Source organism: Dehalobacter sp. (assembly GCA_023667845.1).
In the GTDB taxonomy this organism is placed as follows: Bacteria; Bacillota; Desulfitobacteriia; order Desulfitobacteriales; family Syntrophobotulaceae; genus Dehalobacter.
The window spans coordinates 48,769-71,475 of record JAMPIU010000112.1 but is presented as its reverse complement, the minus strand read 5'-3'; the positions used below and the strand labels follow the sequence as shown (position 1 = coordinate 71,475).

General features: G+C 45.5%; 18 protein-coding genes and 1 pseudogene. 14 read left to right on the top strand and 5 right to left on the bottom strand.

The features are described from left to right. Window positions 1-11: 11 nt before the first annotated feature. On the bottom strand, window positions 12-1,817 hold the full coding sequence (gene hflX / locus NC238_08305) for a GTPase HflX (protein ID MCM1565938.1): 1,806 nt from the start codon (window positions 1,815-1,817) through the stop codon (window positions 12-14). Between the two features lie 111 nt (window positions 1,818-1,928). On the opposite strand from hflX, the gene NC238_08300 reads away from it, so the two are divergent. Further along, complete coding sequence (locus NC238_08300; protein MCM1565937.1) at window positions 1,929-2,765, top strand: metallophosphoesterase; 837 nt, start codon at window positions 1,929-1,931, stop codon at window positions 2,763-2,765. Between the two features lie 39 nt (window positions 2,766-2,804). Here NC238_08300 and NC238_08295 read toward each other — a convergent pair whose 3' ends face one another. Continuing rightward, complete coding sequence (locus NC238_08295; protein ID MCM1565936.1) at window positions 2,805-3,356, bottom strand: hypothetical protein; 552 nt, start codon at window positions 3,354-3,356, stop codon at window positions 2,805-2,807. Between the two features lie 132 nt (window positions 3,357-3,488). On the opposite strand from NC238_08295, the pseudogene NC238_08290 reads away from it, so the two are divergent. Continuing rightward, a pseudogene (locus NC238_08290) lies at window positions 3,489-3,641 on the top strand (GntR family transcriptional regulator). Window positions 3,642-3,819: 178 nt separating this feature from the next. Here the strand turns inward: NC238_08290 and NC238_08285 are convergent. Further along, window positions 3,820-4,215 carry a response regulator gene (locus tag NC238_08285; protein ID MCM1565935.1) on the bottom strand — a complete coding sequence of 132 codons (396 nt, stop codon included), beginning with the start codon at window positions 4,213-4,215 and terminating at the stop codon, window positions 3,820-3,822. Window positions 4,216-4,486: 271 nt separating this feature from the next. Between NC238_08285 and NC238_08280 the strand changes: the two genes are divergently transcribed. From NC238_08280 to NC238_08265, 4 genes are all read left to right on the top strand, one after another. Continuing rightward, entirely contained in the window at window positions 4,487-5,638 is a 1,152-nt protein-coding gene (locus tag NC238_08280) for a class I SAM-dependent RNA methyltransferase (GenBank protein ID MCM1565934.1), read from the top strand. Window positions 5,639-5,706: 68 nt separating this feature from the next. Then, window positions 5,707-6,459 carry a DUF2225 domain-containing protein gene (locus NC238_08275; protein ID MCM1565933.1) on the top strand — a complete coding sequence of 251 codons (753 nt, stop codon included), beginning with the start codon at window positions 5,707-5,709 and terminating at the stop codon, window positions 6,457-6,459. Window positions 6,460-6,494: 35 nt separating this feature from the next. After that, window positions 6,495-7,886: an asparagine--tRNA ligase gene (asnS, locus tag NC238_08270; GenBank protein MCM1565932.1), complete on the top strand. Its 1,392-nt coding sequence runs from the start codon at window positions 6,495-6,497 to the stop codon at window positions 7,884-7,886. Between the two features lie 183 nt (window positions 7,887-8,069). Continuing rightward, window positions 8,070-9,239: an alanine--glyoxylate aminotransferase family protein gene (locus NC238_08265; protein MCM1565931.1), complete on the top strand. Its 1,170-nt coding sequence runs from the start codon at window positions 8,070-8,072 to the stop codon at window positions 9,237-9,239. Between the two features lie 252 nt (window positions 9,240-9,491). Here the strand turns inward: NC238_08265 and NC238_08260 are convergent, their stop codons facing one another. Both NC238_08260 and NC238_08255 read right to left on the bottom strand, forming a co-directional pair. Next, window positions 9,492-11,651 carry a heterodisulfide reductase-related iron-sulfur binding cluster gene (locus NC238_08260; protein MCM1565930.1) on the bottom strand — a complete coding sequence of 720 codons (2,160 nt, stop codon included), beginning with the start codon at window positions 11,649-11,651 and terminating at the stop codon, window positions 9,492-9,494. Next, window positions 11,651-12,556 carry an FAD-binding oxidoreductase gene (locus NC238_08255; protein MCM1565929.1) on the bottom strand — a complete coding sequence of 302 codons (906 nt, stop codon included), beginning with the start codon at window positions 12,554-12,556 and terminating at the stop codon, window positions 11,651-11,653. The genes NC238_08260 and NC238_08255 overlap by 1 nt, the downstream gene beginning before the upstream one ends. A gap of 355 nt (window positions 12,557-12,911) precedes the next feature. Here NC238_08255 and sleB point away from each other — a divergent pair, with 355 nt between their 5' ends. The 8 genes from sleB to NC238_08215 all read left to right on the top strand — a co-directional run bounded on the left by sleB (window position 12,912) and on the right by NC238_08215 (window position 22,665). Further along, window positions 12,912-13,619 (top strand): spore cortex-lytic enzyme, encoded by a 708-nt coding sequence (gene sleB, locus NC238_08250; GenBank protein ID MCM1565928.1) that lies wholly within the window; start codon window positions 12,912-12,914, stop codon window positions 13,617-13,619. Between the two features lie 11 nt (window positions 13,620-13,630). Further along, window positions 13,631-15,052: a germination protein YpeB gene (locus NC238_08245; GenBank protein MCM1565927.1), complete on the top strand. Its 1,422-nt coding sequence runs from the start codon at window positions 13,631-13,633 to the stop codon at window positions 15,050-15,052. A gap of 202 nt (window positions 15,053-15,254) precedes the next feature. Continuing rightward, complete coding sequence (gene argS, locus NC238_08240; protein ID MCM1565926.1) at window positions 15,255-16,940, top strand: arginine--tRNA ligase; 1,686 nt, start codon at window positions 15,255-15,257, stop codon at window positions 16,938-16,940. A gap of 92 nt (window positions 16,941-17,032) precedes the next feature. Further along, the gene (locus NC238_08235; GenBank protein ID MCM1565925.1) at window positions 17,033-18,637 is read left to right on the top strand and encodes a CTP synthase; all 1,605 of its coding nucleotides are present in this window, start codon (window positions 17,033-17,035) and stop codon (window positions 18,635-18,637) included. A gap of 179 nt (window positions 18,638-18,816) precedes the next feature. Then, on the top strand, window positions 18,817-19,899 hold the full coding sequence (locus NC238_08230; GenBank protein MCM1565924.1) for an aminoacyltransferase: 1,083 nt from the start codon (window positions 18,817-18,819) through the stop codon (window positions 19,897-19,899). 71 nt (window positions 19,900-19,970) lie between these two features. Continuing rightward, window positions 19,971-21,167, top strand: a complete 1,197-nt coding sequence (gene alr, locus NC238_08225) for an alanine racemase (protein MCM1565923.1) — start codon at window positions 19,971-19,973, stop codon at window positions 21,165-21,167. A gap of 98 nt (window positions 21,168-21,265) precedes the next feature. Further along, complete coding sequence (locus NC238_08220; protein MCM1565922.1) at window positions 21,266-21,643, top strand: response regulator; 378 nt, start codon at window positions 21,266-21,268, stop codon at window positions 21,641-21,643. Between the two features lie 329 nt (window positions 21,644-21,972). After that, window positions 21,973-22,665 carry a hypothetical protein gene (locus NC238_08215; protein ID MCM1565921.1) on the top strand — a complete coding sequence of 231 codons (693 nt, stop codon included), beginning with the start codon at window positions 21,973-21,975 and terminating at the stop codon, window positions 22,663-22,665. Window positions 22,666-22,707 lie beyond the last annotated feature (42 nt).

The following is a 22,707-nucleotide window of genomic DNA, read 5'->3' as shown; positions in this document are numbered from 1 at the left end:
GAGCAGTGCTATCATGGAGCAGAGACTCTATATCTCTCCACAGTGCTCAGTAAGGAAGCGGCGAGTTCCGCTTCGACGTGGGTAACTTGTTCATCATAGACGACTTCAAGAACTTTCGTATTCGCATATAGCCAGGCCAATGCGGCTCCATCGGAAACAGGAATTTTCAGACTAACCTGAATGTGGTCACTGAACAGTTCTTTCTCGATGGCCTGCTTCAGTTCTTCCAACCCGCTCCTCTGCAAAGCAGAAATTTCTACAACAGGCCGCGTTTCGCGCCAAAGGCTGATCCGGTTGTCCGGATGCAAACGGTCAACTTTATTGAGGACAATCAGGGTCGGTTTACTGCCTGCACCAAGTTCTGCCAGGATTTCATCGACAATCCGGATGTGGTCTTCGACCTGAGGATCAGCAGCATCAGCCACAATCAAAATCTGGTCGGATAATACGACTTCCTCCAGGGTTGATTTAAAGGCATCGAGCAAATTAGGCGGAAGTCTTCGAATAAAGCCTACCGTATCGGAAAGCAGGACCGTACTGCCGTTATTTAAGGGAAGCTTGCGGGTTGTCGGATCAAGCGTAGCAAACAGTTTGTCCTCGGCCAAGACATCCGAGCCGCACAACGCATTTAAAAGGGTAGATTTCCCGGCGTTGGTATAACCGACAATGGACAGAACCGGGATATTGTTTTTTTGGCGGTTTCCGCGGAGAACACCGCGTTGTCTACGGATATCGTCAAGGCGTTCTCTCAGATGAGCAATCCGGGAGCGGATATGACGACGGTCAGTTTCCAGTTTTGTTTCACCTGGTCCCCTTGTTCCGATGCCGCCTCCCAGACGAGAAAGCACTACACCGGTTCCTGTCAGGCGGGGAAGTCTATATTCGAGCTGGGCTAGCTCTACTTGCAGGATTCCTTCCCTGGAACGGGCATGCTGGGCGAATATATCCAGAATCAGGCCTGTACGGGACAGAACTTTCAACCCCAGCTTTTCTTCGAGGATGCGCTGCTGGGTTCCGGTTAATTCTTCGTCGAAGATAACCAGATCAGCCTGGCGTGTCTGGATCATTTGCTGAAGCTCTTCGAGCTTGCCCGGGCCGATGATCGTTAAGGAATCGCGGGTTTCTTTTTTCTGCATCAAATGGCCGACAATCAAGGCGCCGGCTGTTTTGGCCAGTTCTTCGAGTTCAGCAAACGAGACTTCCGCTTCGCTGATTCCGTATAGGTCTCTGCTGTACCGTGTCTGCAGTCCAACCAGTATGGTACGTTCACCTGTTTTGGCTTTTTCTGCAGGCAATTTCCTGAGTACATTGTCGGCATCTTCGATATTTTGAAAGAGCAACGCAAAGTCATCTATATCAGCCGCAAGGGGTCCGAAAATATTGACCTCCTCAATGTTCGTAGGTGACAGAATGCCAACATAAAGGTCTTCAGCCCGGTTATTCCGGATCCCGATGGCGATCATTGCATCGAGATTCAACTGCTTCAGGGAACTGATGTCCATGGAAGACAATAAACCGCTGCTCTTGGGATGGGTATGAATACAGCGGGTGCCCGAAAGGCGCTGCAGGCTGTGTTTCTGCTCCACTTCAGCCAGCTTCACGGTACTGTGATTTCCTATGCTGACATCGGTGATCCGGCCTTTGCGGTCGGCATACACGGCAATTTCCTTGTTCACCTGCGAAGAGATTTCGGCAAGTTGTTCAATGAGTTCCTGTGTCCACAAATGGTCTCTAGGAATTTGGTAAGTATAGAAACCGTCTAACTTTTTAAGAATACTGTTTTTTATACCTTCTATTTCACCGTTAACCTGTAGCAAAGGCAATTCCTCCCTGTGGTAAGATTAGGAAAGAAGACGTTGATCATGTATAATAACAGTATTATATCACTGAATCCAGTCATTCCCTAAAAGATCAGAGGAACGGCCGGGGTGGAGGGAGGTTATCTTCTGCGTAGATATCATTTGACTCGCCGTCAGTTGATTGCAGGTGGAATCGGGATAATCGTAACCACCTTTTTTCTATATTACGAGCGGTATTCAGTTGCTGTAACTGAGTATCGCGCTTCGATTGCCAATTTGCCCAAAGAATTTGAGGGATTCACGATTCTGCATCTGACGGATTTGCATAGCAAAAGATATGGCCGGGAGCAAAAAACCCTGCTTGATTTGATCCATCAATTCAGCTTTGATATGGTCGCGCTTACCGGTGATTTCATTGATAAAGATAATGCTGATTTCACCGCCGGCCGGGAATTGATTCAAGGGCTTCGTCCCAAACCGATTTTCTTTGTGTCGGGCAATCACGAATGGCGTTATCAGTTTCATATCCGGGAGCCTCTGATTAATGAGGGAGTGCATGTTCTTCAAAACGAGGCGTATACGTACAGCATCGGAAATTCCCATATCTGGATCGTCGGGGTCAATGATCCGTATACGTACAGGGATGACTTGAGTAAGGCCACAGGCCGGATATCCGATCAGGCCCCGAAAATACTGCTGGCTCATGCCCCTGATATTTTAACGAAAGCAGCCGAGGATGAGATAGAATTGGTGCTTGTCGGGCATACGCATGGTGGACAAATCAGGCTGCCGCTGCTCGGGGCTATTTATGTTCCGGGACAAGCGTTGTTTCCAAAGTATGATTATGGAGAGTTTCAGTATAAAAGCACAAGTATGATCATCAATTGCGGCTTAGGGGAAAGTACCCATTTCCCGTTCAGGTTCTGCAGCAGACCAGAAATTGTGCTGGTGAAACTAGTGAGTTGACGTGGTACGAGGGAGTTAACAAGATGAGCAGTAAACAAATCAATGATTTTTGACAGATATAGAATCCAGGATCGAACGAATGGCGCTGCTCGTGCTATCGGGGAAAAAAGCCTGATCCGTAAAAAAGGAGATTCTGACAACTTCGTTGTTGTCATTCAATTCCAACCAGTATTCCTGCGAGCTGATAACATTTTCGCCAAAATCAGCTGACCAGCTTTCTTCAAATCCGTTCCAATGATTTAAGGACGTACGTTTTAGAACATAGCTTATAAAGTTATAAGTACTTCTGGCTTTGCTGTCTTGAAGGAAATGCTCCAGGTCGTCTGCCCTCCAGATCTGGAGATATCCCCTGAAGCTGAGTTTACTGTCCGTAAAATAGATGTTCAGACGCATTTCCTCTCCTTTGTCGGGAGTCAAATGCACTTCAGTTGTAGCTGGGAATTGTGCTTTGACTGCATAATTATCTACCTGATATTCATACGTCCGGTCGTTTTGGAAGGATGCAATTGCCGGTCCTTCCAGATACAGATATTGGATTAGCAAGGCAACAACCACAGCGCATGCGGTCTTTAATAATATCTTTATCTGCATAGCTACTCCTTTCCGACATAGTCTTACATATCTTTTTATTAGTGCCTTTTGAAACGGTTATTGAATTTTATGAAAGAAACGGACAATAAAGAATCGTTAACGGGTTTTGCTTTAAATAGATGAGGATGATGCATGAATATCATTATTTCACACATGAGCGGCGAACCGATCTATCAGCAAATCATCAATCAGATCAAAACATTGATCCTGGCGGGAGATCTGACCGAGGGGGAAATGCTTCCTTCGATCAGGCAGCTTGGGAAGGGTTTGCGTATTAGTGTCATTTACCTTATGACTATAAAAACAAAGACTTTTAACACTGCCGAGACGCAGTGGGTTTAAAGATCTAAAGAAAAAAAGGCATTAATTTTGCCTTTTTTGCGTATTATGGTTATTATTGACTTGACACCTTTTCCGATATATCGATGAATGCAAAAACTCTGTTTGGAATTTAAGTGCGAATTTAAGCAGGATAGAGTGAAGAATCGCAATGATTGATTGCGTGATGCTTGATAACGTCAAGAACCGTATTGATTTTAAACGGTTTCTGGATAATCCCCTTGAAATTTGTGGTTTTCGGCAGCTTCCTTTCTTCAATATCTGAACCGGAAATCATAATTACCGGGATATTTTTCAGATTTTTTTGAGCTGAAATCTTCTCAATAAATTCGCAGCCATTGAGTATAGGCATGGAATAGTCTGTGAGAATTAAATTTGGGTGAGGGCAGCTCTTCAGCATAGTAAGAGCTGAATATCCATTTGACGCGATAATTGGAGTATAGCCGTTGCCAATTAGCATTGTTGACAGAAGATTGGCTATACTTGTGTCGTCGTCGATGACCATTACAACAGGCCTCAACTGTCGTTCCTCCTTCTAAAATTTTCTTATTTTGCAACCTTTATCAGTATACACTACAATAAGGAAGAAAAATGTTGATGCCTGTCAAAGGCCGAAAAAAAATATTTTGACTGTTTTTTAGAAGAAAATCGTTTATTTCCAATGGTTTTAAAGCCTGTCCATTTATTTTGGTTACAGAAAGAAATGTCATTTATCGTAAAAAAGTTAGTAAATATTGTATTTTTTTGATGTGTAGGTTATGCGTAAAATTTAGCTTTACTGGAGTGTTTGAATGGCAAGGGTTGAACTGATCGCAGTAACGGCATTTGGGCTTGAAGCTGTCGTTGCGCGGGAACTTAAAAATCTGGGGTATGAAAATACAGAGGTTCAGAACGGTAAGATATCATGGACAACAAATGAAGAAGGGATTTGCCGGGCCAATCTGTGGCTGAGGTGTGCGGACCGTATCAGTTTGAAGATGGGTGAGTTTGAAGCCCGAAGCTTTGAGGAATTATTCCAGCAAACGAAAGCATTGCCTTGGGAGGAATGGCTGCCGGTGGACGCCTGTTTTCCGGTGACCGGAAAATCGGTTAAATCTCAGCTGCATAGTGTTCCAGACTGCCAGGCGATCGTTAAGAAAGCGATTGTGGAGAGACTGAAGGATACCTATGGCGTCAGCTGGTTTGAAGAGACAGGAGCCCTCTATGCCGTACAGGTCTCTATTCTGAAAGATACTGTTACGCTGACCATCGATACTTCCGGTAAGGGATTAAACAAACGCGGCTATAGGCAAATGGCCGGGGAGGCTCCATTAAAAGAAACACTTGCTGCTGCAATGGTCTATCTTAGCTACTGGAAACCCGACCGTGTTCTTCTGGATCCTTTTTGCGGAACAGGAACGATTCCGATTGAAGCGGCTTTTATCGGGCAGAACCGGGCACCTGGTCTGGCCAGGGCATTTTCGGCTGAACGATGGACGAACATTGCGGAAAAACATTGGCGAAAAGCAAGAGAAGAAGCAGAAGATCTCTGGCAAAGAAATGAGGAACTTGCAATCTATGGTTCGGATATTGATCCAGCTGCTTTACGCTTAGCCAGGGAACACACCAGAGAAGCAGGTCTGGAAGGAAAAATATTTTTTCAGAGGCTACCGGTCAAAGAAGTCCGCTCCAGATTTAAATATGGCTGTATCATTACGAATCCTCCATACGGGCAAAGGCTTGGAACAGCAGCAGAAGCTGAAACTGCTTATCAGGAACTTGGCGAGGTTCTGGAGAGACTCGAAGATTGGTCCCTGCAGATGCTCACTTCGCTGCCAAAACCAGAAAGGTTCATTAAAAAAAGGTGGGATAAAAGCCGGAAATTATATAATGGAAGAATTGAGTGCCATTATTATCAGTTTTTTGGGCTCAAACCTCCAAAAGACGCGAAAAATAACCTATAGATTATTTCTAAAAAAAGAATAAAATATGGATAGGGTAATTTTAAAGATGAGAAGGAAATATAAGGATTATGATGGATAAAAAGGATATAACTGAAAAGCTCGAGCCTCTCTACGACAAAAAGGTCGAATGCCTTTTATGCGGTCAGGAATTCGTGACCAAGAAAATCCGGTCGCGGTTCATTAAGCCGCGCAAGGTCGACAGTGATTTTGGTCAGATATTTGAGCAAGGTGACAATAGTCCGTTATTCTACTATGTCATGGTCTGCCCTCATTGCGGTTTTTCTTTCACAGAGGATTTTTCCAAAATCATGGCACAAAATGTTCGCAAAAAAACCCTCGAGGAGATCTCCGGCAAGATGGACCACAGTAAAGACTTTTGCGGAGAGCGGGATTATCAAATGGCAGTCAGAACGTTTAAGCTAGCGATCTACTTTGCCCAGCTGATTAAAGAAAAACATGTTGTGCTGGCAAGGATCTGTCACCGCCTGGCGTGGATTTACCGCGGAGCCGGAATTACTGAAGAAGAGATGAGATTTATGAACCTGGCCTGTACCGAATATGAACAATCTTTTCTTTATACGGATTTCAATCCGGAATTGACTCCGGAAATCCAGATTTTATATTTGATCGGTGAATTGAACCGCAGACTAGGAAAATACAATGAAGCTGTCAAATATTTTTCTACAGTCAGTGAACATCCTGACAAAAGCCGGTACATAAAATATGTCAATATGGCCAGAAATCAGTGGAGCGAAGCTGTCCAGGAATATCGGGAGAGCAAGATCAAACAGCAAATACAGCCAAACGTAAAATCAGAATAACTGAAGGGTGTATCAATTATAAACAGGAGTTAATGATGAACAGTATAGCTGTAAAGCAAATTTATGAGGCAACAGAGGCTAAGATTGGGGAGCGTCTGCAAATCTCAGGCTGGGTAAGGACGGTCAGAGCATCCAAAGAATTTGGTTTTATCGAATTCAATGACGGCAGTTGCTTCAGAAACCTACAAATCGTCTATGGTCAGGATTTGCTAAACTTTTCCGAAGTCAGCCGACTCGGAGCCGGTTCCGCCATAACTGCGGAAGGGATACTGGTTTCCTCTCCGGGGGCAAACCAGGCTTTTGAGCTAAAAGCCGAGAAGATCCAAATCGAAAATGCCTGTCCGGCTGATTATCCGCTGCAGAAGAAAAAGCATAGTCTGGAATTTCTTAGAACGATTGCGCACCTCCGTCCCCGGACCAATACATTCTCGGCTGTATTCAGACTCAGGTCTGTCATTTCAATGGCCGTGCATCAGTTTTTTCAGGATAAAGGCTTTGTCTATGTGCATACGCCAATCATCACGGGAAGTGATGCCGAGGGAGCGGGAGAAATGTTTCGGGTATCCACACTGAAGCTTGATCATCTGCCGCGTGATGACCGGGGAGCAGTGGATTACCGTCAGGATTTTTTTGGTAAGGAGACAAATCTTACGGTAAGCGGACAGCTGAATGCCGAAAGTTTTTGCCTTGCGTTTAAAGATGTCTACACATTTGGACCGACTTTCAGGGCAGAAAACTCCAATACGGCCAGGCATGCAGCCGAATTTTGGATGATTGAGCCGGAAATTGCCTTTGCAGAGTTAAACGATATCCAAAATCTCGCCGAGGAAATGATGAAGTATCTGATTGCTTATGCGCTGGAACACTGCCCGGACGAAATGGCGTTTTTTAGTAAGTTTATCGATAAAGAATTGCTGGCCCGGCTGAACAATGTTTTAGATTCGGAATTTGGCCGTCTGTCCTACAGCGACGCCATCGAGATTTTAAAGAAAGCCAATATGGATTTTGCTTATCCTGTGGAATGGGGATTAGACCTGCAAACTGAGCACGAACGTTATTTAACCGAAAAGGTATTTGGAAAACCACTTTTCATTACAGATTACCCCAAGGAGATTAAGGCTTTTTACATGAGGCAAAACGATGATCAGCAGACGGTGGCTGCGATGGACCTGCTTGTTCCGGGTGTCGGTGAAATCATCGGCGGCAGTCAGAGAGAAGAAAGAACAGATTTGCTGACAAAACGAATTGCTCAGCTTGGAATGAGTGAGGAGCATTATGGCTGGTACCTTGAACTTAGAAAATATGGCGGGGTAAAACATGCAGGCTTCGGCCTCGGCTTTGAGCGCCTGATCATGTATTTAAGCGGGATTTCCAATATCCGTGATGTCATCCCGTTCCCGAGAACCGTGAAATCCGCAGATGTCTAGCAAAAATTATTTTTAAATATTTGCCCAAATGAGACATACAGATTTACTAGTCCTAGAATAATAATTATTGCGGCATTAATGGAAAATATTCTGACAGAATTAGCCGTAGAGACTAAATTAATGATATAATCCCTAATTGGAGTACAATTTTTAAATGTTCTATTTTCAAGGAGGAAATTCCCAATGCCCAATAAAGAAATGCTCTTAATTCCCGGCCCGACACCTGTAGTCGACGAAATTTATGAGGCGCTTTCCCGGGAAACAATGTCCCATACGGATATGCGTTTTGCAGGTATTTTCAGCGAAGCTCTCGCTCAGACCAGAAAAATGTTCAATACGGATGGCGAAGTTTTTGTTATCGCCGGATCCGGAACACTAGCCATGGAAATGGCACTGGCCAATACGGTTGCCCGCGGTGAGAAGCTGCTCATCGTAAGCCATGGCTATTTTGGAGACCGCTTTATCGGAGTAGCGAAAGCTTTAGGGATTGAAGCTGAAGTACTGGCTGCTGAGTGGGGCAAACAAATTGAACCGGCTCAGATTGAAGAAAAGCTGCAGCAAGGCGGATTTAAAGCTGTTACGGTAACCCACGCGGATACATCAACGGGAGTAGCTGCTAATCTGGACAAAGTTGTTCCGACAGTCAAAAAGTATGGCGCGCTCTTTATTTTAGACGGCGTATGTGCTTCCGGCGGACTTGAAGAAGATATGGGCAAAGCCTATGGTACTGACGATTATAAGATTGACGTTGTTTTGACCGCATCTCAGAAAGCGATCGGGGTTCCTCCTGGACTTGCGATTGTGGCCTTTGGACAGAAAGCCCTAGAATCCAGAGCGAAAATGGATGGTATCAACAGTTACTATATGGATATCAACAACTGGAGCCCGGTCATGAAAGAGCCCCAGAAATATTTTGCGACCCACCCGATCAATATGATCTATGGCTATGCAGAAGCTATGAAAATCATTGCGGCCGAAGGAACGGCAGCGCGTTATCGTCGGCATACAGCGATTGGCAAAGCAATCCGTGCGGCGGTCAGATCCATGGGCATGAATATTTTTGCTGCGGAAGAAGTCGCTGCTCCGACTTTAAGCTGCATTCTTTATCCAGAAGGAATCAACGATGCCGAATTCAGAGCCGTACTCGCGAAGAAAGGGCTGATCGTAGCCGGATTACTCGCTTCTCTGGCCGGAAAAGGCTTCAGATTGGGACATATGGGGAACACCACGAATGATATTTTCTGCAAAGCGCTCGAAATCATTGGTGAAACACTCGGAGAAATGGGATTCCCGGTGGACAGCGCGAAAGCCGTCCAGGTATTCAAGGACGTTTTTGCTGAGAATAATAAATAAACCACTAAATTGCTCAAAAGTAAGAGATTTGAGGCTCTATGTAAAAGGTTGGGGTGAACCCCTAAACAAGAGTAACTCTAAACCGATATGATGCTGATAATAGTTTTTGACTGTTATCAGCATTTTTTTTGAGTTAAGCTAAGGTTGACGACATGGTGCCATCCGCTTTTCGGCTGTTTATTCTACTGAGACGTCCCTCAGAGACAAGTTACAAGGCAGTCCGCTTTTTCTTGGATTAAGGTTACCCAGGCTTTATTTCCTTCTCAAATAATCCGCCATTTTCGGCAGGAAATACGGGATGATCTCGTCTAGCATTTTAGGCATGAGTACCTCCATCGTTTTGGGCATCAGGTTTGGCATCTGTTCTTCGAGGTACCCCGGCATCGGGATGGCTTCGCTTACTTTCTCAAGCATTCGCGGCATGACTTTATCCATGATGCCCGGTAGCAATCCGGGGAATAAGGAAGGCATCACGCTTTTCATCATGGAGATCATCGGCTCTTTGAACACTTCCGGCGCGTTCATCACCATTTTCATCATGTTCCTGTATGTGTCCGGCATGGCTTCAATCATCTCCGGAATTAGACCGGCCATCATATCGGCCATTCCCCAGGGGGTCATCATTCGGATCATCCTGTCAAAGACAGCCCATTTCTCATCGATGACCGGATCTGAGCACGGAATGTCATAGCCAAGGCTTTCGGCGGCCAGCGTAGATAAATCGCGGATCTTAATTGGCAGATGATTATCCTCGGCCGAGATTTTTAACTGCACCCTGCAGCAGGGACAGGCGGTAATAATCGTATCCGCACCGCACTCTATCGCTTCCTCAATCCGGGAAGCACCAATCTCAGAGGCGACCTTCGGATCAGCCACTAGAGAGATCACGGCGCCGCAGCAGTGCGCATCATAATGGTGAAAACGCATTTCCCTGAAGTTTGAGCCGGGGATTGCGTTGATCAGCGTACGTGGACCTTTAAACCTGGCTCCGGCCCGTCCCATATGACAAGGATCATGGTAGGTTGCCTGAAGGTTAAGTTCTTTGGCAAGCTTAAACTCTCCCGCTTCAATCTTTTCGGCTAAAACATCCGCATAATGTTTGGCATGCAGATCATATTCAATATTGTTGTCTTTGGCCCAATGGCGGTAATAGATTTCCCAGACCAGCCAGCAGGCCGGACAGGTTGTAATAACGGTCTTGGCCCCGGTCTGCTTCATCGTGGCAATATTCTTAGCCGCCGTTTCATTGAAGACCTCCCAGCGTCCGGATACGAGCATCGGTATGCCGCAGCACTGTTCCTTGTTGCCGAGATAAGCATATTTGATCCTTGCTTCCTTTAACAGCAAAGCAGTAGACTGGGCAATATCCTGTTCGACGAAGGATGAGGTACAGCCAGGGAAAAAGGCGTATTCGGCTTTTTCCTGGATACTGTCCCGAACCTCGTCAATGATCCATTTATCCCTGTCCTTAGCGTATCCGCCCCAAATATTGCTCTGCTGGCGCATCGTATTGGCCATGATTTCAAAAGGAGGAAATGTCCTGTACCCGAGTCCGTCTACCAGCAGCCCCCGCAGTTTTAGCCAGGAAGATTCATTCGGCAAATCCAGCTGACAGGTCCTGTTGCATAATTCACACGTCGTGCAGGCCAAGAAAGTGTCAACAGCACGCTGGGTAAATTCGACTTCCCCTTCCAGAAGAAGTTTAAAAAACGTCCATTTGCCGCGCGGGGATTGGGACTCCCAACCCCGGCCGTAATATTGATCACATTGATCGACACAGTAGCCACATTGCGAACAGGCGTAGGCATACCAGACAATGTCACCCGGAATGCCTTTTCTCTCCTTGAATACTTCACCGGGATCTTTGGCTTTGGCCAAATTGCCGAATATTTTGAGGATCGGGTCAAGCGTACCTGCAAGTTCAATTCCCCTGGACAAAAAACTGTTGTCCAGGACTTTGCCCGGATTCATCATTTTATTCGGGTCAACCTGCTTTTTGAATGCGGTCAGTTTTTTGACCCTGTCCTTGCCAAAGATCTTTTCGACGAACCCAATAAAATATAAGCCGGACGCATACGGTCTGCCCTGGTATTTCTGAGCGGTGTTCAGAATAGACAGAGAAAGCGCATAAGCAAGATTGAAGTTAAACTGCCTTTCATCATGCAGGATGAAACCCAGCAGAACAAATTCCTGGGAATTTGTCGCAAAGCCCTCCAGAATAAATGGGTGCTTAACCTCGGCCGTAATCTCTTGAATGACTTTATCGAGGTTTTCCAGCGGGATAATAACCTCGCTTGGAATCAGGGAAGGGGCAATTCTCTTGGCCCTGACGGGTTCAAAACGGGCATCCCATTCATGTCGGGCGATTTCGGCGGAGAGAAATTCTCCGTTGTTTTTTTCGGCGATTTCCATCACATCGGCCTGAACAAGATCGCAACGGTCGTTGGTACAGACAGAATCGCTATATATTTTTCGGGCAGAATCGGTCTGTGCTCATCCGAGACTCGCTCCCCGTGATGATAATGCGGCGGTAGATTATTCTTTAACCTCGCAGCGTCCGGGTTAATAAACGATGCCGACCATAAAGGCACTTTGCGGGAAAACAGATCTTTCATGAATCCTGCAAGATGGTCCGGATTGCCAAAAGCGATGGCTTTGACATGCATTGGTTTCAGCATTTTAACCCGGATGCTGATCTCGCTAATTAAACCAGTGATTCCATTAACGTCCGAAACCAGATCCAGATCCGAACCCTGCATGAATTTGACAGAGCCATCTGGCAAGACAACTCTGGCAGACAGTACATTGTCTCGGAAGTAGCCGAATTCATAACTGCCGATTCCAGCACCGCCCTGCGCAAGCCATCCGCCGACCGTCGAAGAAGGAGCACTTGTCGGGTATAACGCCAGCGTCAGGTTCTTTTGGTTCAGGTGATACTCGAGTTCATTCCAGACAACGCCCGGCTGTATAGTTGCACTGCTTTCCTGTTCGGAGATATCGAGGATTTTTTTCATCCGGTTAAATTCGACGATTAGCCCACCGTCAACCGGCAGTACGCCGCCATACCCGGATGTTGCTTTCCCTCTTGGAATTAAGCTGATTTGATGCCGGTTCGCATAGGTCACGAGGTGAACAAGTTCATCTTCGGATGACGGTTGAACAATACCGTCCGGAATAGGATTACCGGCAAAGGGTTTGATCATGGAGGGCATTACTCCCATATCGTGGGCATAAATTTTTCTTTCCAGGGCGTTGAAGTTTATCCGGTCCCCCCAGATTGACTTCAAATCTTCAATGACTTCTTTCTGAATGGTCAAGGCCATACTCTCCTTTCGGATCATTGATTGACAATGCGAAATCAGAGATAAAAAAGTCAAATAATATCCCACTGTGTCAGAATATTCTTCATTTTAGAGATTTACCTCTCCAAACAAGCCAAATATAGAAATATTTATAAAAGTTTGAGAAAGTAATATCCTTATATTCTTTGTAATAATCATAGAAATTTATAAATAAGCTGGCTGTAAAAATTTGGACTGGCAGAACAGATGGTTTTTGGCGGATAAACCGCTGCTAACCAAGCCAGAATAAGAAGAAAGCTGAATCGGAGCTGGCATGAAAAACAGCAAAGAAATGCGGTGCAATAGAAATAACTTCGGGTGAGGTGAAAGCATGAATCAGAATTCCAATGAAAAAAAACAAAAAAAAATATTCAGTATTATAACGGTAAGTCTTATTCTGTGTCTGGTTCTTTCTGCTGCCAGTCAGGCTGCTCTTGGAGACCGGACACTGTCCAAGGGTTCCAGAGGTTCTGAAGTCAAAGCCTTGCAGAGCAAACTGGTCCAACTCGGGTATCAGGTCGGGAAAGTTGACGGTATTTATGGAAAGTCAACAATGGCTGCCGTCAAAAGATTTCAAAAAAGCAGAGGATTAAAAGCTGACGGCATAGCCGGAGACAAAACGATTCGGGAGTTAAAAAGACTGACAGGTGAAAGTACTACCTCTTCCGGAAAACAGGTAGGTTTTAAGAACGCCGATTTTCAGCTGCTGGCTCGGTGTGTTTATGCGGAAGGCCGCGGTGAACCGTATATTGGTCAGGTGGCGATCGGGGCCTGTATCATGAATAGGATTAAAAGTTCCTCCTTCCCGAAAACCATCGCCGGTGTCATTTACGAGCCAAAGGCCTTTTCGGCAGTAGATGACGGTCAGATCAACCTTCAACCTGATGAAACCGCCATTAAGGCAGCTAGGGAAGCGATGAACGGATCTGATCCGACCAATGGAGCGGTCTATTATTTTAATCCCGACAAGACCACCAATAAATTTGTCTGGTCAAGACCGCAGATCAAAAAAATTGGCAAACATATTTTTACACGTTAGGGGGGGTACCGATGAACGCTGAATCAAAAAAAAAGCTGCTTTCCTGGCTGTCCCTGACGTTAGGGATTGCGCTGATTTTCTCTCTGGGCTGGGGTTATTATGAGTTTAGGGAACTCAAAGAGTATAAGACGGAAACAGAGAACCAGTATTCGAGGGCTTTTACGGATCTTGTGACGTCATTAAACGAAGTGGAAACAAGTATAGCCAAAGCAAAGGTTGCGGGTAGCACGGCCCAAAGGGTGCTTTATCTCGGAGAAACTTGGAAGGGAAGCGAAAGTGCGGTCAGCCGCCTTGGCCAGCTGCCGGCAGACGAGGTCGGGATTAGCTATGTTGACACGTTTATCAACCAGGTCGGCGATTTCAGCAAGGCCATGACCCGCAAGACGGCTGCTGCCGCCGTGATGAGTGCTGAGGAGCAGGCCACATTGAACAAAATGCATGAAAGAGTGATAGAAATCAACCGCTCAGTTCAGCAAGTTTACAATCAGTTTAATTCCGAGAACCTCGCCTGGGTGGACAAACCCAAAGGATTGCTGAAAAAAATCGGTTTCGGAAAATCCATTCAGACCGCTGCTCAGGGTGATGAAAACAGCGGAAAGACCAATCAGCAAAATCAACAGGCAGCTGCCCAAACGCCAACTTCTGTCAGAGGCGGGTTGAAGCAGCTTGATGTCAGCCTTCAGAAATATCCTCCATTCACATATCAGGGAGAACTGGACAAGCATTATGTGGATAAGCCGCTTGGTTTACCGGAAGGAGAAATTAATGAAAACAAAGCCGTGGAGGTTGGCAAGCGTTTTCTTGAAGATTTGGGGCAGACAGGTGCGGCTCCACAGTTAAGCGGTTTAAGCGACAACCTCCTCGGAGGATTTAATCTTACGTATAAGGACAGCTATTTGGAGGTCAGCAAAAAAGGCGGTGTCGTCACGTTTTACCGGGACCAGCGTGAATTAAACGATCGCCAGCTCGATGTTAAAAAAACCTTGGATAGTGCCTATGCCTCTCTGGCCAGGATAGGATGGGATCTGGTCGTAACTTCTTCCGAGGATCTCGGGTCCTATGTTTTGGTTGATGCAGTTCCGCGGGAGAACGGGACACTGCTGTATCCTGACAAGATCAGGCTGACCATAGCGACAGATAACGGTCAGATCATTGGCTTCGACGCTAACCCCTACTATGCGTATCATCATCAACGAAATCTGAATCGCGTGCTTACACTGGAGCAGGCCAAGGCAAAACTCAAGAAAGAATTTAAGATCATCGAAACAAAAATGGCGGTGATCTCAAAATTAGGGACAAATGAAGCCTTTTGTTATGAATTCAGAGGGACGGCATTTGGGGAGGAGTATATGGTTTATATCAATGCGCTGAATGGAACGGAAGAAAAAATCAGCAGGGTTGTCAATACGCCTGCTGGAAAATTAATCCAGTAAGGATTAAGACAAGAATTAACAAAAAAAGTATTGAAAAAAAATGCATTTCCAATATAATTGGTAAATGTAAAATAATTAAGCAGAGAAAGACCTTCTTTTTCTGCTTAATTATTTGGGCGCTGGTATTTTTACTGAAAATGTATTAAAATTTATTTTAGTTATGTACATTTTCCAGCGGTCCTATGAAGGAGGAGCTTCAGGTTTGAGCGTTTATGAGAAAATCAGGGAAAATATCAGTAAAAAATTAGAACAGGCGATCCTCTGTGCACGCGAAAAAGGAGCGTTGGCTTTTCAGGAAATACCTTCTTACGTTTTAGAAGAACCAAGAGAACGTGAGCATGGTGATTTGGCGACCAACATTGCTATGCTTTTAACCAAACAGGCAAAAAGAGCTCCGCGGGAACTAGCAGCAATCATTATTGATAATCTGGATACGGCAGATACCTGGATTACCTCAAGTGAAATAGCCGGACCCGGATTTATTAATTTCCGCCTGGATCCTGCCTGGCTGACAGGCGTAATTCCTGAAATATCTGCCCAGGGTGAAAAATACGGGTTTGTCAACATCGGCCAGGGTGAAAAAATTCAGGTTGAGTTTGTCAGTGCGAATCCGACAGGCCTTTTGCATATGGGGAATGCCAGAGGAGCTGCTTTGGGGGACAGTTTGGCCTCACTGCTGGCGATGGCCGGGTACGAGGTCAGCAGGGAATTTTATATCAATGATGCAGGCAATCAGATTCATAATTTTGCTCTATCGCTGGAAGCCAGATATCTCCAGCTTATGGGGGTTGAAGTACCTTTCCCGGAGGCCGGGTATCATGGTGAAGATTTGATTTATACTGTCAAAAATATCATTGAAAAAGACGGAGATCAATATGTCCGAGTGAAAGAACAGACCCGCCGGGATATTCTTGTCAGTTATGCTCTTAAAGAAAAAATTAATGATATCAAAGAAACGCTGGCGGATTTTGGCGTTTTCTATGATGTATGGTTCAGTGAAAAGTCTTTGCATGAGTCCGGCTATATTCGTGAGACGATGAAGCGGTTGGAAGACAAAGAATATATTTATGAAAAGGAAGGTGCTCTCTGGCTGAAAGCAATCCTTCCGGGAGATGAAAAAGACGAAGTCATTGTGCGCGGCAATGGGGTTCCGACCTATTTTGCAGCGGATATTGCGTATCACCGCAATAAGTTCGAACGGGGTTTTAAAAAGGTTATCAATATCTGGGGAGCAGACCACCATGGACATGTCGCCCGCATGAAAGGCGCAATGCAGGCTCTGGGATACAGCCCTGATTCTCTTCAGGTCATCCTCATGCAGCTCGTAAGGCTGATTCAGGACGGTGATACCGTCAAGATGTCAAAGCGTTCCGGTCAGTATATCACGCTGAGGGAACTGATTAATGAAGTTGGCAAAGATGCAGCCAGGTTCTTCTTCCTGCTGCGTGACCCGGATTCTACGGTTGAGTTTGACCTTGACCTGGCCAAATCCCAGTCCGCCGATAACCCGGTTTACTATGTGCAGTATGCGCATGCTCGGTTGTGCAGTATCTTAAGACAGGCGGAAGAACAGGGTTTCGAATCGCAGCTGATTCCTGGTGAATATCAGCTGGCGCTTCTTGTTTCTGCGGAGGAAAGAGATCTATTGAAGAAATTGGCGGATCTGCCTGGGGAAATTGTGCTGGCAGCAAAACTAACCGAACCGCACAGGCTTGCAAGGTATGTGCTTGACTTGGCGGCGCTATTCCATACTTTTTACAATAGTCAGCGTGTTCTGATTGAGGATCCCGATTTGCGGACAGCCCGGCTGGGACTGATTCGCTCAACCAGACAGGTATTGGCGAATGTCTTGAAGATACTGGGTGTATCGGCCCCGGAAAGAATGTAAACTTATCTTTGGAAGTTAATTAATTTGACATACAACGTAGCACAGGACGCTAGACTTTAGAATTTTATGAGATAAGGAAAGGGTAGAAAAGGATGACGAAATTTATATTTGTTACCGGAGGCGTAGTAAGTTCCCTTGGTAAAGGAATAACAGCCGCTTCTTTGGGATGTTTATTGAAGAAAAGGGGACTCAAGGTCGCAATCCAAAAATTTGACCCCTATATTAATGTCGATCCTGGAACAATGAGCCCTTACCAGCATGGAGAAGTGTTTGTTACCGATGACGGAGCGGAAACCGATCTTGACCTCGGGCACTACGAAAGATTTATTGATGTTCCGTTATCCAAAAACAGCAATGTGACTGCAGGAAAGATTTACTGGTCGGTCATCACCAAGGAACGCAAAGGCGACTATCTTGGCGGCACGGTTCAAGTGATTCCTCATATTACGAATGAGATTAAAGAACGTATTTACCGGGTTGCCAGAGAGAGTAATCCCGATGTTGTAATTACTGAAATTGGCGGGACTGTCGGCGATATGGAGTCACTGCCGTTTTTGGAAGCTATTCGTCAGGTCCGTGGAGATATGGGCAAAGAGAATGTCTGTTATATCCACGTCACCCTTCTTCCTTATCTGTCGGCTTCCGGTGAGGTTAAGACCAAACCGACGCAGCATTCGGTCAAGGAACTTAGAGGTATCGGAATTCAGCCCAATATTTTGGTTTGCCGGGCTGACAAAGCAATTGACGATGATCTCAAAGAAAAACTAGCTTTATTATGTGATATTGACAAAGAAGCTATCATAACGAATACCACAGCTCCGACGATTTATGAGGTTCCGCTTCGTCTTCAGGAAGAAGGTATGGATGATATCGTTCTGTGCTGTTTGGGTATTAAAGCCCCCAAAGCGGATATGTCAACGTGGGAAAAAATGGTCTTGAAGATTAAGTCTCCATGTAGGTATACAGAAATTGCGATTGTCGGCAAATATGTCACTTTACCCGACGCCTACCTGAGCGTAGCAGAAGCCTTGCGCCATGCCGGCATCGATCAGGGGGCCGGTGTAAAAATTCGCTGGATTAATTCTGAGGAGCTTGAGGTTTCAGGGGCAGATTTGGGGCAGATATTTACCGGAATTAAAGGCATCCTGGTACCGGGAGGATTCGGAAACAGAGGGATTGAAGGGAAGCTCAAGGCGATCCAGTATGCCAGAGAGAACAAAGTACCGTATTTAGGCATTTGTCTCGGGATGCAGTGTGCCATCATTGAATTTGCCAGAAACGTCTGCGGGCTAAAAGGCGCGAATAGTACAGAATTTAACCCTGATACGGAGTATCCCGTGATCGATTTGCTGCCGGAACAAAAAGATATTGAAGATATGGGCGGGACGATGCGTCTGGGGATTTCTCCGGTCAGGGTCAAACCGAATACCCTTGCCAACTCGGCGTATTCCAGTGAAGTGATTTATGAGCGGCATCGTCACCGCTATGAAGTGAACAATTATTACCGGGAAATCCTTGAGAAGAACGGCATGGTATTCTCGGGCACATCCCCGGACGACAGACTCGTTGAAATATCGGAATATTCGGATCATCCCTGGTTTGTGGCTTCTCAGTTTCACCCTGAATTTAAGTCCAGACCGAACCGGCCGCATCCACTCTTCAAAAACTTTGTCACTGCAACACTGAAGGAAATATAAGACAGCAAACAACAGATGTTTAAGATCATATGATTACGTTTAAAATTAATAGGATAACAGGATGAAGAAAAACGTTTTTTGCCAGTCAACCGGTTCACGTCGAACAGGGTGATTGGTATTTCTATGAATTGTATTTCCGAAGATGATAGAATGAAATGTCTTTGGGAGGAGTGAAAAAAATGGAATTTACGGCAAGGTGGCTCACAATTGAAGATAAAGCAAAGTTTAATTCCTTTATTTGTAAGCATCCCAAAGGGCATGCGATGCAATTATGGGAATGGGGAGACATTAAAGGAAGAACGGGCTGGAAACCCTGGAGGCTTGCAGTGGAAAAAGATGGTGAGATTTTTGCTGCTGCAACAATTCTCGAAAGGAAACTGCCGTTGCTGGGGACCCCCATTTTCTACTGTCCGCGCGGTCCGGTCGTTGCTATGCACGACAGCGAAAAAATGGCAGCCGTCCTGGAAGCAATCAGGAAGCTGGCGCAAAAGCGCAAGGCGATTCTCTTAAAGATTGATCCTGATGTATCTTCAACCGATCAGGTTCTGGCAGGTATTTTGAAAGCTCAGGGCTTTAAAAAAATGGATACAGGAAAGAATTTTGAAGGTGTTCAGCCGAAGTTTGTATTCCGTCTGGACATTTCGCCGGATGAAGAGACCTTGCTCACGAATATGCATCAAAAAACCCGCTATAATATCCGCCTTTCCTCTAAAAAAGGTGTCGTGATCCGGAAAGGATCAAGAGAGGATCTACCGGAATTTTTCCGTGTACTCAAGGAAACGACCGAGCGGGATAATTTCCTGGTGAGGTCTTATACCTATTTTGAAGATCTGTATGATACGCTGGTGCCGGCAGGTTTTGCCGAACTTTTTGTTGCCGAATATGAAGGAAAGATTGTTGCAGGAACGCTGGCTTTCATCACAGGGGACAAAGCCTGGTACATCTATGGGGCATCATCAAATTCTTATCGCAATGTCATGCCCAACTATTTGATTCAGTGGGAAATGATTTGCTGGGCCAAAGCCAATGGTTGTACGCTCTACGATTTCAGAGGAGTATCCGGGGATTTGGCCGAGAGTAACCCGCTGTATGGACTGTATAAATTTAAAAAAGGTTTTAATGGCGAGTTTACAGAATTCATCGGGGAGTGGGACTATGTTTACAGGCCTGTCCTGTATGTGATCTGGCAGATTGCTGAAAAAGCTTACTCCGGGAAACTGAAAGGACTGCTTGCCCGGATGCGCAGGCCGCGGCATAAATAATTCATTCCTTGTAATTTCTTAAATGATCTCTTAAATAATTTTTAATATCATTTGTTAAAGAGGGGCTTGTCATGTCAGATCTATGGATCGAAGTAGATATGGATGCCATTATCTATAATTACCGACAAATCATGGCCGGGCTTTCTGCCGGATGCCGGCTCATGGCAGTCGTTAAGGCAGATGCCTACGGCCTCGGGGCTGCGGAAGTAGCAGGAGCCTTGCAGGGAGAAGGATGTACGGCCTTTGCTGTCACCACCATCTCTGAAGCGTTGCTGCTGCGAAACCAGGGTGTTGACGGTACAATCCTGGTGCTCGGCCCGTCGAGCCCGGAATACTGGCAGGCGGCAATCCAGGCCCATATTGAACTAACGGTATCACAGCTGGACTGGATACCGACACTGAACAAACTCGCCGAAACGTTGGGAACGAAAGCCGGGATTCAGCTGAAGCTGGAAACGGGTATGGGACGTACCGGTTTTACGGGCGATCAGCTGCAGGAATTAGCTGCAGCGTTGCGAGAAGCTCCTCAGCTGGAAGTAACAGGGGCGTACACGCACTTTGCCCGGGGAGCTCAGCGTGATCGTGCCTATACCAGAGCGCAGAATGGAAAATATCTGGCTTATGTTCAAACGTTGGAACAAGCAGGCATTCGGATCCCGCTAAAGCACGTCTGCAACAGCGCCGCCTATTTGGATTTTCCGGAGTATCATTACAATATGGTCAGAGTCGGAACACTCCTGATTGGTCATTGTCCTGCGCCGGCATTTGAAGGCAGGCTGCGGTTAAAAGACCCTTGGCTGGCCAAAGCAAGAATTGTTCACCTGCAAAAGGCGGCAAAAGGTACCTTTGTCGGCTACCAGAGTGTTTACAAGGCTAAAAAAGACACGACTCTGGCAGTGGTGCCGGTAGGTTATGCCGATGGGTTTGGGATTGAGCCCCGGCTTGTGCCTCAAAACATTGTGGATCTCGCGAAAATAATTGTCAAAAATATGGCAGCCCTGATGGGCATTCAGCTGGGCCGGGAAAAACTGCTTTGCAACGGGCAAACCGTCAGGATTGCAGGGAAAATTGGGATGCAGCTTACGGTACTCGATGTCGGCAGCGCGTCTTGCTCAGCCGGTGACGAGATTGTGATTCCCTTACGAAGGACTCAGGCCAATCCCAGGATTCTGCGGATGTATAAAAAAAATGGAGAAATAATGAGAATAAGGATAATTAATGAAGGATTTTTGTCTCCCAGCGAAGAACAATTGTCAAATAAAAGGTAGTATGGCGATCTTTGTCAAATCATATTGCTTTTAGCGCAATGGATGTTTTTAAAATCTATTGACAACTACAAATCTAGCTATAAAAAAGGGGGGCTTTGATGCTGAAGATGTTGATTGTGGATGACCAAAATGGGATCAGAAGACTTCTAACCGAAGTTTTTTTAGAATATGGTTATGAGATTGAATCGTGCGGCAGCGGAATAAAAGCGCTCGAGATTATTCCGGAATTTCAACCGGATCTGATAATCATGGATGTTAAGATGCCTGGAATGAGTGGAATTGAGGTTCTAACCAAACTCAGGGAGACAAATTGTAAAAGCCGGGTCATCATGATGACAGCATATGGCGATCAGATTTTTTATAAGCAGGCTGAGGAATTGGGAGTATCCGGTTTCGTTGTTAAACCTTTTGATTTAAATGAACTAAAAAAACAGGTTGGAGAAATTATCAGTACGGATCATGTTTCTGAGAATTGAAACGGTGGCTTAAAATAATGGCTTGAATGATCAACGGATTAACCGGCCAGACTTTAACGAAAGTCTGGCTTTTTGGCGGCCATGTAAGGTCTAATGCCACGGTACAATGAATGGTAAGAAGCGGTAATTCTAATATTCTAAAAAATCTAAGGCAGGAATAATATTTTACTTGGAGAACTATAAGCTATACGGCATACGTAAGCCGATGCCGATCCGCTGATTTGAGACGGCCACGGGGCAAAGAGCGGCAAGGCCACGGAGCCTAATACCGTGATTTCATGGAGCGGAAAGAACCAACAGGCTGACAGTGTGGGAGGTGAGCCTAAAGAATGATTATTCAGGCAGTCTCAACCATTGGGATGCTTTGTTCCCACTGCGGGAAACTTCAGTTTAAAACATTATCAGTATTTTCTTTTGCTCACTTGGGAAAGAACAGTTTCATTTGTACGTGTGGTACTCCATTGTTGACGCTCATCAGTTTTGAGAGCAAGAAAATCGGCATAGAATATTCTTGTATTTACTGCGGGATGCCGCATCACTTGGTTACCAGAAGGGAGTTGATCTGGGGAGAACAACCTTTGCGTCTGGGATGCAGCGACAAGGAACTACCAGTAGGCTATATCGGGCCTGAATCACGTGTCATGGAATTGTGCACGGAAATTAAAAAGAACTTTGTCCGACTGGCTTCGGAGTTAACAAGCGATCAGGAAGATCTTGATGTAATGACAGATGATTTTTTTGTTGTCTATGGCGTTATAGAGATACTTGGCAGGCTGGTTGAACGGAAAAAGCTTGGCTGCAAATGCGGAAATCATAACCTAACTGTAGAAATATTACCTGAAAGTGTAGAATTGATTTGCGATTTATGCAAGGCAATGGGTATTATTTATACGGATAATAAAGACATTTTGCGCATACTAGAACAAATGGGAGCAATTACTTTAGAGGAAAACGAGATGCGGATCATCAACGATTCTCTGAAGGGGAATCATAGAAAGAATATCATTACGGAGGTCGAGTAGGTTTTTTACTATGGCCGGATATTATTGAAGGAGGAATTTGAC

What these genes read in the sequence shown, in the direction of transcription:
- NC238_08275 (MCM1565933.1), top strand. Translation starts at nt 5,707, where the DNA reads ATGATGGATAAAAAGGATATAACTGAAAAGCTCGAGCCTCTCTACGAC.
- NC238_08235 (MCM1565925.1), top strand. Translation starts at nt 17,033, where the DNA reads ATGACGAAATTTATATTTGTTACCGGAGGCGTAGTAAGTTCCCTTGGT.
- sleB (MCM1565928.1), top strand. Translation starts at nt 12,912, where the DNA reads ATGAATCAGAATTCCAATGAAAAAAAACAAAAAAAAATATTCAGTATT.
- NC238_08230 (MCM1565924.1), top strand. Translation starts at nt 18,817, where the DNA reads ATGGAATTTACGGCAAGGTGGCTCACAATTGAAGATAAAGCAAAGTTT.
- NC238_08295 (MCM1565936.1), bottom strand. Translation starts at nt 3,356, where the DNA reads ATGCAGATAAAGATATTATTAAAGACCGCATGCGCTGTGGTTGTTGCC.
- NC238_08280 (MCM1565934.1), top strand. Translation starts at nt 4,487, where the DNA reads ATGGCAAGGGTTGAACTGATCGCAGTAACGGCATTTGGGCTTGAAGCT.
- NC238_08215 (MCM1565921.1), top strand. Translation starts at nt 21,973, where the DNA reads ATGATTATTCAGGCAGTCTCAACCATTGGGATGCTTTGTTCCCACTGC.
- NC238_08265 (MCM1565931.1), top strand. Translation starts at nt 8,070, where the DNA reads ATGCCCAATAAAGAAATGCTCTTAATTCCCGGCCCGACACCTGTAGTC.
- NC238_08260 (MCM1565930.1), bottom strand. Translation starts at nt 11,651, where the DNA reads ATGGAAATCGCCGAAAAAAACAACGGAGAATTTCTCTCCGCCGAAATC.
- NC238_08245 (MCM1565927.1), top strand. Translation starts at nt 13,631, where the DNA reads ATGAACGCTGAATCAAAAAAAAAGCTGCTTTCCTGGCTGTCCCTGACG.
- NC238_08220 (MCM1565922.1), top strand. Translation starts at nt 21,266, where the DNA reads ATGCTGAAGATGTTGATTGTGGATGACCAAAATGGGATCAGAAGACTT.
- asnS (MCM1565932.1), top strand. Translation starts at nt 6,495, where the DNA reads ATGAACAGTATAGCTGTAAAGCAAATTTATGAGGCAACAGAGGCTAAG.
- alr (MCM1565923.1), top strand. Translation starts at nt 19,971, where the DNA reads ATGTCAGATCTATGGATCGAAGTAGATATGGATGCCATTATCTATAAT.